This is a genomic window from Acetoanaerobium noterae, from assembly GCF_900168025.1.
Lineage (GTDB): Bacteria > Bacillota > Clostridia > Peptostreptococcales > Filifactoraceae > Acetoanaerobium > Acetoanaerobium noterae.
This window is the reverse complement of the sequence record NZ_FUYN01000002.1, coordinates 304,942-318,586: the sequence shown is the minus strand read 5'-3', so window position 1 is coordinate 318,586 and position 13,645 is coordinate 304,942. Positions and strand designations below refer to the sequence as shown.

The 13,645-nt window shown below is 38.8% G+C and carries 15 protein-coding genes and 1 pseudogene; all 16 read right to left on the bottom strand.

The window, feature by feature from the left end:
- Nucleotides 1-2: 2 nt before the first annotated feature.
- The 16 genes and pseudogenes from B5X47_RS05100 to eutA all read right to left on the bottom strand — a co-directional run bounded on the left by B5X47_RS05100 (nt 3) and on the right by eutA (nt 13,638).
- Nucleotides 3-551 (bottom strand): BMC domain-containing protein, encoded by a 549-nt coding sequence (locus B5X47_RS05100; RefSeq protein ID WP_041487067.1) that lies wholly within the window; start codon nt 549-551, stop codon nt 3-5.
- Entirely contained in the window at nt 544-1,881 is a 1,338-nt protein-coding gene (locus B5X47_RS05095; RefSeq protein ID WP_079589116.1) for a 4Fe-4S dicluster domain-containing protein, read from the bottom strand. Before B5X47_RS05095 ends, B5X47_RS05100 begins: the two co-directional genes overlap by 8 nt.
- 27 nt (nt 1,882-1,908) lie before the next feature.
- Nucleotides 1,909-2,169 (bottom strand): EutN/CcmL family microcompartment protein, encoded by a 261-nt coding sequence (locus tag B5X47_RS05090; RefSeq protein ID WP_013360482.1) that lies wholly within the window; start codon nt 2,167-2,169, stop codon nt 1,909-1,911.
- 14 nt (nt 2,170-2,183) lie between these two features.
- Nucleotides 2,184-3,029, bottom strand: coding sequence for an ethanolamine utilization protein EutJ (gene eutJ, locus B5X47_RS05085; protein ID WP_079589115.1), 846 nt, complete (start codon nt 3,027-3,029; stop codon nt 2,184-2,186).
- A 99-nt stretch (nt 3,030-3,128) separates the two neighbouring features.
- Nucleotides 3,129-3,578 carry a cupin domain-containing protein gene (locus B5X47_RS05080; protein WP_079589114.1) on the bottom strand — a complete coding sequence of 150 codons (450 nt, stop codon included), beginning with the start codon at nt 3,576-3,578 and terminating at the stop codon, nt 3,129-3,131.
- Nucleotides 3,579-3,597: 19 nt separating this feature from the next.
- Nucleotides 3,598-4,725: an ethanolamine utilization protein EutH gene (eutH, locus tag B5X47_RS05075; RefSeq protein ID WP_079589113.1), complete on the bottom strand. Its 1,128-nt coding sequence runs from the start codon at nt 4,723-4,725 to the stop codon at nt 3,598-3,600.
- Between the two features lie 45 nt (nt 4,726-4,770).
- Nucleotides 4,771-5,040, bottom strand: coding sequence for a hypothetical protein (locus B5X47_RS05070; RefSeq protein ID WP_013360478.1), 270 nt, complete (start codon nt 5,038-5,040; stop codon nt 4,771-4,773).
- 35 nt (nt 5,041-5,075) lie between these two features.
- Entirely contained in the window at nt 5,076-5,978 is a 903-nt protein-coding gene (gene pduL / locus B5X47_RS05065; RefSeq protein ID WP_079589112.1) for a phosphate propanoyltransferase, read from the bottom strand.
- Nucleotides 5,979-5,995: 17 nt separating this feature from the next.
- The gene (locus B5X47_RS05060; RefSeq protein WP_079589111.1) at nt 5,996-6,760 is read right to left on the bottom strand and encodes a hypothetical protein; all 765 of its coding nucleotides are present in this window, start codon (nt 6,758-6,760) and stop codon (nt 5,996-5,998) included.
- Nucleotides 6,761-6,797: 37 nt separating this feature from the next.
- The gene (locus B5X47_RS05055; protein ID WP_013360475.1) at nt 6,798-7,091 is read right to left on the bottom strand and encodes a BMC domain-containing protein; all 294 of its coding nucleotides are present in this window, start codon (nt 7,089-7,091) and stop codon (nt 6,798-6,800) included.
- Between the two features lie 33 nt (nt 7,092-7,124).
- The gene (locus tag B5X47_RS05050; protein WP_079589110.1) at nt 7,125-8,609 is read right to left on the bottom strand and encodes an acetaldehyde dehydrogenase (acetylating); all 1,485 of its coding nucleotides are present in this window, start codon (nt 8,607-8,609) and stop codon (nt 7,125-7,127) included.
- A 340-nt stretch (nt 8,610-8,949) separates the two neighbouring features.
- A pseudogene (locus tag B5X47_RS14060) lies at nt 8,950-9,219 on the bottom strand (BMC domain-containing protein); the annotation flags it as partial.
- Nucleotides 9,220-9,244: 25 nt separating this feature from the next.
- Nucleotides 9,245-9,898: an ethanolamine utilization microcompartment protein EutL gene (gene eutL, locus B5X47_RS05040; protein WP_013360472.1), complete on the bottom strand. Its 654-nt coding sequence runs from the start codon at nt 9,896-9,898 to the stop codon at nt 9,245-9,247.
- Between the two features lie 15 nt (nt 9,899-9,913).
- On the bottom strand, nt 9,914-10,798 hold the full coding sequence (eutC, locus tag B5X47_RS05035) for an ethanolamine ammonia-lyase subunit EutC (protein WP_079589108.1): 885 nt from the start codon (nt 10,796-10,798) through the stop codon (nt 9,914-9,916).
- 11 nt (nt 10,799-10,809) lie between these two features.
- Nucleotides 10,810-12,177, bottom strand: coding sequence for an ethanolamine ammonia-lyase subunit EutB (locus tag B5X47_RS05030; protein ID WP_079589107.1), 1,368 nt, complete (start codon nt 12,175-12,177; stop codon nt 10,810-10,812).
- Nucleotides 12,178-12,192: 15 nt separating this feature from the next.
- On the bottom strand, nt 12,193-13,638 hold the full coding sequence (eutA, locus tag B5X47_RS05025; protein WP_079589106.1) for an ethanolamine ammonia-lyase reactivating factor EutA: 1,446 nt from the start codon (nt 13,636-13,638) through the stop codon (nt 12,193-12,195).
- Nucleotides 13,639-13,645 lie beyond the last annotated feature (7 nt).

Sequence of the window (13,645 nt, the reverse complement as noted above, 5' to 3'; positions counted from 1 at the left end):
TTTTAAAAAAGAGCCTGCCAAAGTTTTTTTGCAGGGGATGGCATTATTGCTACATCAACCAGCAAGCCTTTTTCCATAGCCATTACTTTTCCTGCTTCTACTGCTTCATTTACAGCCGCAACGTCACCTGTGAATGTAAAATACGCCTTTCCTCCAAGCCCACTGCCAAGTCTAAGCTCAAGCGCTTGTATTTCAGCTGTTTTAAGCGCAGCGTCTGCCGCCATAATCATAGAAGCCATAGAAAAGGATTCCATAACCCCTAGGGCTCCGCTTCCATCTGGAAGTGTAGTTGCTGTTATGGCTGGAAATACAGCCGGATGAACATTTGCTAATATAAAGCTATCTACTAAGTATTCCTCAGATGCTCTTACACCAGCATTTATTGAGCTTTCAACCGCCGCTACATCTCCTTGAATTATCGCTATATACTTTCCTGGGCATACTGGAGTTGCACTTACGACTTCAATATTTGCTGCCTTAATCATCATATCAGTTGCATATATGCCTTTCGCAATGCTGGTAAGCTCTATCATTCCAATTGAGTTACTCATAATCTCCCACCTTTATCGCTATAGATTTTTCATCTACCTTTACTACCACCCCGTCTATACTAGCATGAATAGCTGCCCCTAGTGAATTTTCTGGAATCACAGCTATCAGCTGTCCTTTTTTCACTTGCTCTCCAGCGCTTACTATAGGCTGTGATGGCCTTCCTATATGCTGGCTCATAGGTATTTCAACGTACGACGATTTGTATTCATCAAAATCAAGAGGTGCTGGTCTGTCATAATCATGAAGCCCTAGTTTGAAAATGAGGCGTTTTGTAGGTATCAATCTAAAATCCCTTGCCACCCTCGGAGTAAATTCAGTTTTAATAGGCTCATATCTTATTCCCTGCTCCTGAAGCTTCTTTTTATATATTACGTTTACAGCTCTTGGGTGGATGTTTACTGGGCAAGCAAATAGTTCGCATACATTGCACTCACAGCATAGCTGAGAAATATCCTGCTCACTTATATCCTTAAGCTGATAACCCAGAGTTCTCATCATCTTGTGAGGCTGCATATTATGTCCTAGAAGATATCTAGGGCATAAATCAGTACACATTCTGCACTGCTCACAAGCAGTTCTGCTAACAACACTAGCCCTTTCTAAGCTCACTGTTTTTCTTTTTATTAGAAAATGGTCTTTTTTCAAAAGAATATAGCCCTTGCTTTTTTTATTTACAAAGCCATCTATATTTTCCATCACAGGTCCCATCATAGGACCACCATCTATTACTGCGTAGCTATCTATATCCTTTATGCCTGCTTTTTCAAATAAGGCTCTAATTGGCGTGCCTACTGGAACCTTGAGCGTCACAGGATTTTCTATATCTCCAGCTATAGTCAAATAGGTATCTGTTACTGGAACCTGATTTATGGCATTGTAAATATTTAATGCAGTTTCTGAATTTATAACTACGCACCCTACTCTAAGTGGTATTCCTAGCTCTGGCACTATTTTTTTTGTAAGCTCATATACTAGGACATGCTCATCTCCAGCTGGATATACATCCTCAAGAGGAGTTACCTTGACATAATCAGTTAAGTTCAAAGCTTCTATTGCTTCATTTAAAATTTTTATTACTTTTTTATGCTTATTTTTTATTCCTATGATTGCTTGTGACGCTCCTACTTGTTTTCCTGCCGCTTCAAAGCCCAATATGATTTCCTTTGGATAAATCTCCATAAGCTGCTGATCCACTCTTAGCAGTGGCTCGCATTCAGCTGCGTTTAGAAGGATGTACTCAGCTTTTTCTGTGAGCTTTGCATGAGTTGGAAAGCCAGCTCCTCCTGCTCCTACTATCCCTGCATCTTTTACTATTTGCTGTAAGTCCACTTTTTTCACCTCTGCTTTTTTACCTTACTAAAAAATGCAATCCTCATCTATAATCCCAACTATGACAGCATCTACTGGCACATCGTCTTTGCCTAGCATCTTTCTTGCTGAGCTTCCACCACAAATCAACACTCTCTCTCCTATACCCGCTCCTATAGTATCTGCAGCTATGATATACTTGCCAGATTCCTTGCCCCCTATAGCTTCTATGAGCATGAATTTAAGGCCTTTTAGAGAATCCGATTTTCTCGTAGCCCAAATATTATCAATTACTTTTCCGGCTATCATCTTACCAGCTCCTTTTATTCCATTATTTCCTGAGTACAATTAAGTGCAATTCCAAGTGGTGTTACGAATAAAGGATTTTTAGGTTTTATTGTAGGTATCTTAATATAATTCTCAATCATTTCTTCTATATTATTAAAGCAGCATGTTCCTCCAACAAGATATACTTCACTTACATCGTGGTTTTTAATATGGGTATTTATTATGGATGAGACCTTGTCAACCACTGGCTTAATTACAGGAGTGAGCTCTTTGTGATTTTTCTCATCTCTTTTGTAGGTGTCAGCTTCTTCAAAAGGCATTTTATATGCCCCTGCTATTACTAGGGAAAAATGCGTGCCTCCTGTAGGCTCATCAGCCACATATATAACCTTTGAATCCTTAAGTATAGAAATCCCTGTAGTTCCGCCGCCCACATCAACTATTGCTCCATCGCTTATTTTAAGCACTGCATTTGCAGCTGTAGGCTCATCTAAAAGTGCAGTGAGTTCGAATCCCGCTCCCTGAACTACATGCTTTATCGCTCCAGAGTCAAGACTCGTGGTCCCTGGTGGAAGCGCCGCTGCTGCATAAACAAGATCAGTATCTAGCTTTTCTTCTATTTCTTTTTTTAATTCTCTTACTATTTTTATTGCTCCCATGTAGTCTACTACCATACCATCTTTTACTACGGAAGCTCTTCTATAGGCTCCAGCAACTGGTTTTTTATTTTCATCGAGCACTGCAAGCACTACATATGCCGTACCCAAATCCACTCCTGTGTAGTATACAGAGGATTTTTCTTTTTTAGGACAGCTTATAACTTTTTCAAATTCATCTACTAGCTCATCGCAATAGGAAAATATTTTGAGGCAAGAGCTCATAAGCCCTCCTCCTTCCTGATAGGATTTATGAGAAAAAGGCAGGAATTATCCTTTTAATCAGCTAAACGCCAAACCTTTTACTCTATAAATTTTTAAGCTTTACTGCTCACTCCAATTTGCCGGATAGGTTACATACATAAATCTAACAGTGGAAGGAGTAGCAAATACTATCTCTGAATCCTTTGGAATAAATATAATATCTCCCTTTTCCCCTCTTATGGTTTTATCCTTTAACCTGATTTCAAGAACCCCATCTATCACATAATCTATTTCATCGTATTTAAGCGTCCATTCAAAAGCAGAGTGATCCATTTCCATCATGCCACAGCCTAGTCTTGGGCTTTCATCAAGGCTTAGTACATCCTTTAAATAAACCTTGTCATTAATATGGCCTGTATCAAATTTCTCACATACTACTTTTTCTGCTTTAATAGACATTATCCCTGTCTTAGGATCAATATCCTTTTCAAACTCTGGCATTTTGGCTGCCATAAGCTCTCCTACTACCTTTCTAACTAAAGACTCTAGTACCTTTTCATCTAGATTCATAATACCCTCCTGACAGAGTTTACTCTGAAATCACATTTGGCTGCTCTGCTGTAGGCTCTTCTATTTTGCTTTTAGGAGTAATAAAGCTAGCTAGAATTACAGCTGTTATACCTGCTACTAGTTTTCCTGCTACCATAGGGAAAATCATATCCTTGTTAACTCCAGCAGTAAAGCCCAAGTGATCTCCAAATACAAAGGCAGCACTTACTGCAAATGCAACGTTAAGAACCTTCCCTCTTTCATCCATATCCTTCATAAGTCCAAACATAGGTATATTGTTTGCAAGAGTAGCAACCATACCTGCTGCGGCTACTTCTCCCATGCCAAGAAGCTTTCCAACCTGCATTAGAGGCTTATTGAAAACCTTGGTGATAAAATGCACCAGAGGAAAAGCTCCAGCAAGTGTAATCGCAATTGAACCTACAATTAAAATACCATCTTGAATAGGCGCCATTCCAGGGATAAGCACTAGCTTTCCTCCTGTCAAGGTCTCAACTATAATCGCTGCAGTACCTATAGTTATAACTACTACTACGCCCTGTCCAAATACAGTAAAGCCCTTTATCATTTTTTCTGGTATAAACCACAGTCCAACAGCAAGCAGTGCTGAAACTATGATGATTGGTACAAGATTTTTTAGTATCATAGTCAAATCAAAGCCTGCAACTAGTCCTCCAACAAAACATCCTATAGGTATAGTAATCATACCTGCAAGAACACCCTTTGCTAGATATTTATGATCTTCTTTTTTAATTATTCCTAGAGCTACAGGTATTGTAAATACTATTGTAGGCCCCATCATAGCTCCTAAGATCAGTCCTGCAAACAGACCTGCTTCTTCTGTCTTTGCAAGCTGCATAGCTAGAGGATAGCCTCCCATATCGTTTGCAAGAAGCGTAGTTGCAAACATCGCTGGGTCAGCCCCCAAAAATACATACACTGGCTCTACTATAGGTCTTAGTACATTTGCAAGCACAGGAGCAAGAGAAACTACCCCTACCATTGCAATAGCAAGTGAGCCCATAGCCATAAAGCCTTCGTCAAATTTTTCCCCATAACCAAATTTATTTCCAAAAATCTTATCTACTGCTCCTACTACCATGAAAACAATCATGATATACAGGATGATTTCATTAATGCTTGGCATTGCAAAACCTCCCTTACTCATCCGTTTTTATATCTGGTGTTGAGTTTATTTTGCTCCAATTTTTTTAACCAGTAGCTTTAGTAATGCTTCATCTTCCACGTTATAGTCATTTTTTAGTATACATTTTATTCTGTCCTCTAAAGATATTTCGTCTGAAGATTCAGAAATCTCTTTATAGACTATAGCGTAATTTCTTTCTCTGACCTCATCCTTTGCTCCAGGAGTCAGTATCATATCTGGCCCCATCACTAGGCTACAGGTCTTTGCATCTAGGTACTCATTTATATTTTTCTTAGTAATGAGTATTTTTTTCATTTCATCACTCCTTTGCAGTGCCTTAGGAGACTTGATTACACTCTTTTTAGCTCTATCCTTTTTTCTTTAATAAAATCTGCAGCTAGAGGAGTCAATATGCTAGCTTTAGGAATATTGACTATCTTAGGCTCTGATTTTACTAGCTCCTTAATCATTTCCTCAGATATAAGCTTTTTTTCTATAAAGCACTCTTTAAGCTCACTGCTAGTTTCCTCTTTAACTAGAGGCTTATTTTCCAGCTTGATTCTTTCAGAATCAAACACTATTCTTCCTCTGCTATCTGGTCTATGGCCAACAGCATTTGCCTCATCAAAATCTATATGCATAGCAAGGCTGTATTTATCACTGACTCTCACCAGTACATCATCAAATATCAGAGGTCTATCTCCTTCAACTCTTACCTTTACTAAATCCTTGTCCTTCACTCCTCTTAAGACTGCATCTTTAGGAGTCATATGAATATGCCTCTTAGCAATTATAACTCCTTCAGTAAGCTCAATAGCTCTGCCGTTAGCACTGATTATAACTCCTGCACTTCCCTTTGTATCTCCAGAATCACGAACAGGAGGATTAATCCCAAGAACTCTAGCATCTGTAAGAGATAGCTCTATTTGAGTATTATTTCTAGATGGACCAAGAACTGCTATATTTTGAAGCACTCCCTTTGGTCCTATTAGAGTTACTCTAATATCCGCCTGATACTGTCCTGGCTGAGAAAGCTCCTTTTTTATTCCTATTTCCTGATCCTTGAAAAGTGCCTCAAGATGCTCTTTACTAAGGTGGATATGCCTTGCTGAGACTTCTACTTGAAACGAATCATCAAAAGCTCCAGTTTGGACCTTTTCATCAGGTGATGCTTCAAGAATAGAAGAATCTTTATTAAAATCGAGCTCTTTCATAATTTTTAATATGAGCTCCTTCATCATTTCTTCATTCATCGCTTATCACCTTGCTTTCATTTCTCATAGGTTGCTTTTAGCATTAATACATACACAGCACTGCTAAGTCTATTGAGATTCATCATTATATCTTTTCTATCTACAGTATTTTCTTTTCTAAACGCTCTTAGTCCCTCTATCTCAAGCTCTCTTAGCCTAGTTCTTAGAATATTTAAAAGCAGTACATCCTTATCCTCTTCTCCTGTTAAAATAAAATGGCCATTTCCAAAATATTTCTTAGGATTATGAGATAGCTCCCTTAGCTGAGCCTGATCCATTGAGAGCATAGAGAATTCTTCTAAATGCTCTCCTAAAACCTCTGCACGCATCATTTTTCTAAGATGCAGATATATTTCCTTTAGACCTGCCTTAATCTGCTTTTTTGAATCATCTATAAGGCTAAGTGTATAGAGCGCCTGAGCTTCAGTTGAATCCAGCTTACCTCTAAAAGCGATTCTTTGGTGATCTTTGTATACCAGTTTATTTCCTTCAATTTGAGTCATAAATTCTGGTTTTTCAGAAAACCAAGCCCCTGTATAATAACAGACATATTTTTTGGATATTTTATTTTCATCTGCACTTTTTACAGGAGGTTCATCCCCTTTAGAGGCTACTTTATCATTCACTGCTCTTTCATCATCGGAGTAGATTAATTCTATTCCTTTGGTTTTGAGATATTCTGAAGCTGAGGGAGTGAGTTTATCACCTTTATTTACGGCATAGACCGTAGCAGTTTTACTTTTTAACTGAGTCCTTAAGGCAGATTCTGTAATTACTGCCATAAATCCACACCTCCCTTTAGGCTTACCTTATTAAAAGCTATTCAGCTTGAGGTTTAGTCTGAGGAAGGATAGACTCTACTTCCATATGTGGTCTTGGTATTACGTGTACTGATAGTAGCTCTCCTACTCTATCAGCCGCTGCTGCTCCTGCATCTGTAGCTGCCTTTACAGCTCCTACATCTCCTCTTACCATAACTGTAACTAGTCCTCCACCAACAAGCTCTTTTCCTACCAAGGTAACGTTAGCTGCTTTTACCATTGCATCTGCTGCCTCTATTGCTCCAATAAGACCTTTAGTTTCTATCATTCCTAATGCGTTAGCGTTTGCCATTTTAATTTCCTCCTCATCAATTTAAATATAAAATTAGTGACTAAGCTGTTTCATCAACAAATCCACAACTGTCTTAACAAGCTTTTCAGTATCATTTATTTGGCTTATATTTGGTGTCTGGCATGAGCTATTAACAAGCTCTCTTGGCTTTAGATCCTCTGCTTCACTTTTGCCATATGCTAGGCGCCTTATATTTATTAAGTTCATAGGGCTCACATTGTCTGAGGTAGCACTTCCTCCTACAGCACCGCATCCTAGGGTAAGAGCTGGCGCAAGGTTAGTGGTTGCTCCTATTGCTCCGTGAGTAGTAGGAGAGTTTACAATTATTCTAGATGCTGGCTTTCTAAGTGCAAACTCCATGATTATATCCTTGTCGTTTGAATGGATTCCAAGAGTATGTCCCATTCCTCCATAATCAAGTAGCTCTATGCACTTATCACAGCCTTTTTTCCAATCATCCTCTACATAAAAAGCAAGGATAGGCGATAGCTTTTCTCTAGAAAATGGATAACCCTTTCCTACTCCAGTTTCTTCAGCAATTATTATTTTTGTATCCTCTGGCACTTCTATTTTTGCCATATCTGCGAGCTGGCTTGCAGTTTTACCTACTATCTTTGCATTCAGACTTCCATATGGCGTATCTATTATTTTTTCCATTTTGAGCTTTTCTTCTTCATTTACAAAGTAACAGCCTTGATTTATAAATTCTTTCTTAACTTCCTTGTAAATTTCTCTTTCAACTACTACGGCTTGCTCTGAAGCACATATCACGCCGTTGTCAAAGATTTTTCCAGCTATTATTCTGCTAACAGCCATTTTGATATCAGCAGTTTTTTCAATAAAGGCAGGTACGTTTCCAGGACCTACTCCAAGTGCTGGAGTTCCTGAGCTGTACGCTGCTCTTACCATTGCTGAGCCTCCTGTAGCGAGTATAAGAGATACATCCTGATGCTTCATAAGTGCATCTGTCGCCTCCATAGTCGGAACAGATATACAGGATATCAAATCCTCAGGAAATCCATTTTTCTTAAGAGTCTCTCTTAAAATATCTACCACCTCCATAATGCAGCAAAGCGCTGCTGGATGTGGGCTAAAAATAATGGCATTTCCTGCTTTTAGCGATATCAAAGCCTTGTATATAGCTGTAGAGGTTGGATTAGTGGATGGCACGAGTCCTGCAATTACTCCAAAAGGCACACCTATTTCCACAATACCATGCTGCTCATCTTCATGAATCACGCCTATGGTCTTCATATTTTTGATGTATTCATGTAGTATTCTGCTGGCGAAAACATTTTTTGTAGTTTTATCCTTTACGTTTCCATAGCCAGTTTCAGATACTGCCATTTCTGCTAATTTCACTGAATTTTTTTCAGCTGCTTTTGCAAGCTCATCCACTATGAAATCCACATGAATCTGATCATATTCACGAAACATCTTTTGAGCGATTTTTGCTTTTTTTACGAGGTCTCTTACAATCTGCAAAGAACGTAAATCCTTGTCCATTTCATATTCCAAATGATTGTCCTCCTCTCTTTAGCAATTACTATTCTTTTGTCATAGGTTTGGTTTTATAATATTCTATCAATCCGTCAATCAGCTGTTGCTTATTAGCAAATTTGATTTTTTTATTAGGTATTGGAAAATTATCCAGCTTTCTAACATAGTTTCTAAGCAGTACCACCTTCATTGTGTAAAAATGCTTAGGAAGCTTAAATTCTGGTTCTGAAGTTTCAAGCTTGTCAGCCTTCTCATCTTTTTCAATCTTATCGGCTTTTTCGATTTTTTCATCTTCTTTGGCATTTTCATCCTCAAAAGCTATTATCTCTTTTGGCTTGTCAGTTTCCTCAGAGTTCAGCTTAGGAACTATTTTGTAAAGCTCACTGTCTGGTCGAGCTATTACATGAGAAGATACATAGACTCCCAGAGCCTTGCACTTTTGGACTCCTGCATCAACTGCAGCCTTTACCGCACCTACATCTCCTAGAAGCTGAACAGTCACTAGGCCTCCTTTGACCTTTTCAACTGCGCTCAGCTCTACATAGGCTGCTTTTACTGCTGTATCCGCAGCTTCTATGGCTCCTATATATCCATAGGTTTCTATCAGTCCTAAGGCTTTATTTTTCATGGGCCTTCACCGCCTTAAGTTCTTATTAGAACTTTGTAGGATTCTCAGCTACAAACTTCACAGCCTCTGCAAAAGCATCACAAGCAGCTTTACAAGCAGATTGGCTTCCAGTTAACAGTCCTCCTCCAAAGTTAGTTTCAGATGGCGGTCCATAAAAGGCAGCCATTCTTACATCTGCAGCCTTTAGCGCTGCATCAAGAGCGTACATAGCCTCAAGTGGTGGTGCAATAAGGTAAGCTATTGCTTCGCCTTCTTGTATCCCTGCCACTTCAGAAAGATAGCTTCCTGTTCTTGATATGCAATAAGCATAATAAGCTATGGAATCATCGTCATTTGCACTTGTGAAGGATACTCCACTTTCTATAAAATCCACTATGGCATTAAGTCCGCTTTTTACTTCAGCTGGGTTAGGACCTGAAATTATTCCTATTACTTCACCAGCTAGCTTAGTGTTGGCATTTGCAGCCCCTCCATAGAATGATTTTGCATACACTACCTTTACATCAGCTTTTTTAGTAGCTTCATCCAAAGCAGTATAAGACACATCGTCGCAGTCAGCTGTAAACATACCTATACTTTTATGCCCCTGAGGAAGAGTGAATTCTCTTACCATTGATTCATCTACATTTGATATAACTTTCATGCTCAGTATAGTCGTCTTTAGAGCATCATTTTTCATGGTCTTAGCCTCCTTTTACAATTTTAAATCTACACCACTGGCTTTGTTTTCTAATATTTTTTTCAAAATATCAGCTATATGCGCTCCAGCCTCAGAAGATGGTGTTCCACTTTTATGAATATTTGAAACTACTGTTCTCTTTGCCTCTGGTATACCTGGGTATGCTTTATAGGTCATATAGCAGCTCATACTTTCTCCTGTTGCAAGACCAGGTCTTTCTCCTATAAGCACGCAGGTTAATTCTGCTCCTACTGCCTCAGAGATAGCATCCATAGCTCCTACTCTGCCGTATTTTACAAAGAATGGAGTTCCTACATCTATTCCGTAATCTTTAAGCCCTGCCATAATAGCTGGAAGAGTGTTCTTCACATTGGCTTCTATAGCTGTAGAGCTCAGTCCATCTGATACATAAACCTGAACCTTAGGATTTTTCTTGCATTTTTCTTTGATGATATTTATATTTTCTTCATCAAATACTCTGCCTAAATCAGGTCTTGTAAGATATTCATCCTTATCCTTGCATTTGGTTTTTACAGAAAACAATCCAAGCTCTGCTGGAAAATCATCTGGAACATCATTAAACACTGCATCCATAGCCACAGCATGGTCAGCTCTAAATCTGAGCATGGTCTCTGTTGTGTATCTACATCCCGCTCTCCAAACTCCAACTCTAGCAGGAGTCTTTGCTTTTAATTTCATATATTCTTCTTTGTTTTCTGGGTTTGGTACATAAAATATCTCTTGTATAGGCTTTGCTGTTATATCCTTAATATCTGCATCGTCTATATTATCTTCTATCTTTGGAGAAGCAGAAGACATATCATTCAGGTTAGAATTTTCCTTTGCATATTCAGTCATAACCTTTTCAATCAAGCATTTTAAATCTTTTTCTGAAATCATAGTTCCACCTCCTATTTTTTCAAGAATATCGAAGCATCCCCAGCTCTACTGCTGAGTTTTCCATTTTCAGTGATTCCCATCTTTTCCATCCATGCTGCGAATTCCTTTGTAGGAGAAAGATCGAAAAGTTCTCTAAGACTAGGAGCTTCATGGTAACCTGTACACTGATAATTCAGCATGATATCATCGCCAGCAGGTATTCCCATGAAATAGTTACAGCCTGCAGCTGTCAAAAGCACAGAAAGATTTTCAATATCGTTTTGATCTGCTTTCATGTGATTTGTATAGCAAGCGTCTACTCCCATTGATATTCCTGTAAGCTTGCCCATGAAATGGTCCTCAAGTCCAGCTCTAGTAACCTGCTTACTGTCATAAAGGTATTCAGGGCCTATAAATCCAACAACTGTATTTACTAAAAATGGCTTAAATCTTTTAGCAAGTCCGTAGCATCTAGCTTCCATAGTAACCTGGTCTGCTCCATGATGAGCTTCAGATGAAAGCTCAGAGCCTTGACCTGTTTCAAAATACATCACATTTTCACCTGATGCAGTTCCATATTTAAGCGCCAATTCTCTTGCTTCTTGAAGCATATCTGCTGTGATTCCAAAAGCTTCATTTCCCTTTTGAGATCCTGCTATACTTTGGAAGATAAGGTCAGTAGGCGCACCTTTTTTTACACTTTCCATAACAGTAGTAACATGGGCCAAAACACATATTTGAGTTGGAATTTCCCATTTATTTTTTATATCATTAAAGAGATTGAGTATTCTCGATACATTATCCACAGTGTCGTCAACTGGATTTAGACCTATAACCGCATCCCCAGCTCCATAGCTCAAGCCCTCATAAGTAGAGATTGCTATCCCATCTAGGTTGTCCGTAGTGTGGTTAGGCTGAAGCCTAATTGATAATGTGCCTGGAAGTCCTATAGTGGTGTTACAGTGTGCACTTACTCTTATTTTTTTAGCTCCTAAAACGAGGTCCATATTTGACATAAGCTTTGCTACAGCTGCTACAACTTCGCTTGTTAAGCCCTTGCTGATTCGCTTTATCTGCTCTCCTGTAGTGTTGTTATCGAGGATCCACTCTCTAAGCTCGCTAATCGTCCAGTTTTGGATTTCCTTGTAAATGCTTTCATTTACATCATCTTGGATAATTCTCGTAACCTCGTCCTCTTCATAAGGAACCACAGGATTATTTCTGATGTCAGACACCAGAAGATTGGAAAGTACTTCTTTTGCTGCTACTCTCTCAAGATGGTCTGCTGCAGCTACTCCTGCCAGAACGTCGCCTGACTTTTCTTCATTAGCTTTAGCCAGAAGCTCTTTGATAGAGGCAAACTGATATACGCTTCCAAACAGCTTGGTTTTTAATCTCATGCTTTTCACCTCTCATTAATAGTTAAAAACTAAGGTTTTTATAACAACGGGTAGTACAGAACCATTTCCAATGGGCTTACCTATATCTATGTAATCTCCGCTGGAAACTTTGATTCCATCTATACATACTACCTCACGCTGTTTGTTACTAAGCTTTCTAGATATGGATTGACCAAGCACCTTTGCCATGTCATTTTCGATGACCACTATCACTTCTTCGCCATGAGGATAAAATTCCTCCCAAACCTTGGCAATTACTTTTGAAAGTGAAGTCACCTTTTCGAAACTCACATTCCTCTCGCCTTTGAGAAAAAGTGCCACTTTTTGTTTTTGTGTCTCAAGACAGTACCATTGCAGTTTTGCCATGATAGTCTTTTCCAGTTCTTCCTCGTTTACTCTCTCCTCCTTTTCAGTGATTTCTATGATAGGTATATTTTTTAGCGGCAATGCTGCTGATTGTGAATAGCTTATTGTACTGCCGCTTATGTCCATAGTCTGTGTGCCTGCTCCAACTACTGTAGCCATTATAGTTTCCTCAGGCATTATTACCTTTGAAGCAAACTCATTTAAAATAGCTTTTATCTCATAGCCAAGCAGGATTCCAATATCTCCAAATTTATATAAATCTTTTTCGGATTGGTTGTTGTAAATGTAATCTGCAACTCCACCTGTAAAGCTCACTCTATCTATCTTGTAATCCAGTCTGAGAGCCGTGCTCTTTGGACTTAAGGTGAGCTCAAGTAGTCTCGAACTAGGCCTAACTCCTGAAACTTCGAGTAAAATTTCAGCCATGTATCTGCATATCTTTCTAATTACTTCATCTGAATATCTTTTGCCTTTTTCTAGGCTGACATTTATTTCTTTGCAAATATCAGCAAGCTTTGGACTTATGTACTCTACAAGTCCAGATTTATCAAATCTAAGCAGTCTTCCTCCTAAATCTAGGCAAGTAGTATCAATAGGCTCCCCTTGGCTAAACACAGCTATATTTGTAGTGCCTCCTCCTATATCGAAATTCGCAACTATATCGTTGTTTTCATAGGATAGCTTTGCTGCTCCTGAGCCTTTTCCAGCTATTATTCCTTCTAAATCAGGCCCTGCCGTTGCAACTACAAACTCTCCTGCATATCCAGAAAGCACCTTGCTTATATTTTGAGCATTTTCTTTTCTAGCAGTTTCTCCAGTTATTATTACTGCTCCACTATCTATATCATCTGGATTTATTCCAGCGATTTTATATTCTCTTTCTATTATTTCCTTTAAAGCCGTTTCATCTATTTCTGTATTTGAGCGAAGAGGAGTGAAATGAATCTTGCCTTTGTAGAAAATTTCTTTTCCTACAATTTTGAATTCAGGTACTCTAGCTCCTGATGACATATTTTCTATGGTTATATTAGAAAAAATCACCTGAGTAGTCGTAGTCCCTACATCTATTCCCACACTGATTAAGGTCTCCTTCATAACTCCC

Bases quoted from the DNA above. Each gene is read 5' to 3' on its own strand.
- B5X47_RS05100 (WP_041487067.1), bottom strand. From the start codon at position 551: ATGAGTAACTCAATTGGAATGATAGAGCTTACCAGCATTGCGAAAGGC.
- B5X47_RS05090 (WP_013360482.1), bottom strand. From the start codon at position 2,169: ATGATAGCCGGAAAAGTAATTGATAATATTTGGGCTACGAGAAAATCG.
- eutJ (WP_079589115.1), bottom strand. From the start codon at position 3,029: ATGAGCTCTTGCCTCAAAATATTTTCCTATTGCGATGAGCTAGTAGAT.
- B5X47_RS05080 (WP_079589114.1), bottom strand. From the start codon at position 3,578: ATGAATCTAGATGAAAAGGTACTAGAGTCTTTAGTTAGAAAGGTAGTA.
- eutH (WP_079589113.1), bottom strand. From the start codon at position 4,725: ATGCCAAGCATTAATGAAATCATCCTGTATATCATGATTGTTTTCATG.
- B5X47_RS05070 (WP_013360478.1), bottom strand. From the start codon at position 5,040: ATGAAAAAAATACTCATTACTAAGAAAAATATAAATGAGTACCTAGAT.
- pduL (WP_079589112.1), bottom strand. From the start codon at position 5,978: ATGAATGAAGAAATGATGAAGGAGCTCATATTAAAAATTATGAAAGAG.
- B5X47_RS05060 (WP_079589111.1), bottom strand. From the start codon at position 6,760: ATGGCAGTAATTACAGAATCTGCCTTAAGGACTCAGTTAAAAAGTAAA.
- B5X47_RS05055 (WP_013360475.1), bottom strand. From the start codon at position 7,091: ATGGCAAACGCTAACGCATTAGGAATGATAGAAACTAAAGGTCTTATT.
- eutL (WP_013360472.1), bottom strand. From the start codon at position 9,898: ATGAAAAATGATGCTCTAAAGACGACTATACTGAGCATGAAAGTTATA.
- eutC (WP_079589108.1), bottom strand. From the start codon at position 10,798: ATGATTTCAGAAAAAGATTTAAAATGCTTGATTGAAAAGGTTATGACT.
- B5X47_RS05030 (WP_079589107.1), bottom strand. From the start codon at position 12,177: ATGAGATTAAAAACCAAGCTGTTTGGAAGCGTATATCAGTTTGCCTCT.
- eutA (WP_079589106.1), bottom strand. From the start codon at position 13,638: ATGAAGGAGACCTTAATCAGTGTGGGAATAGATGTAGGGACTACGACT.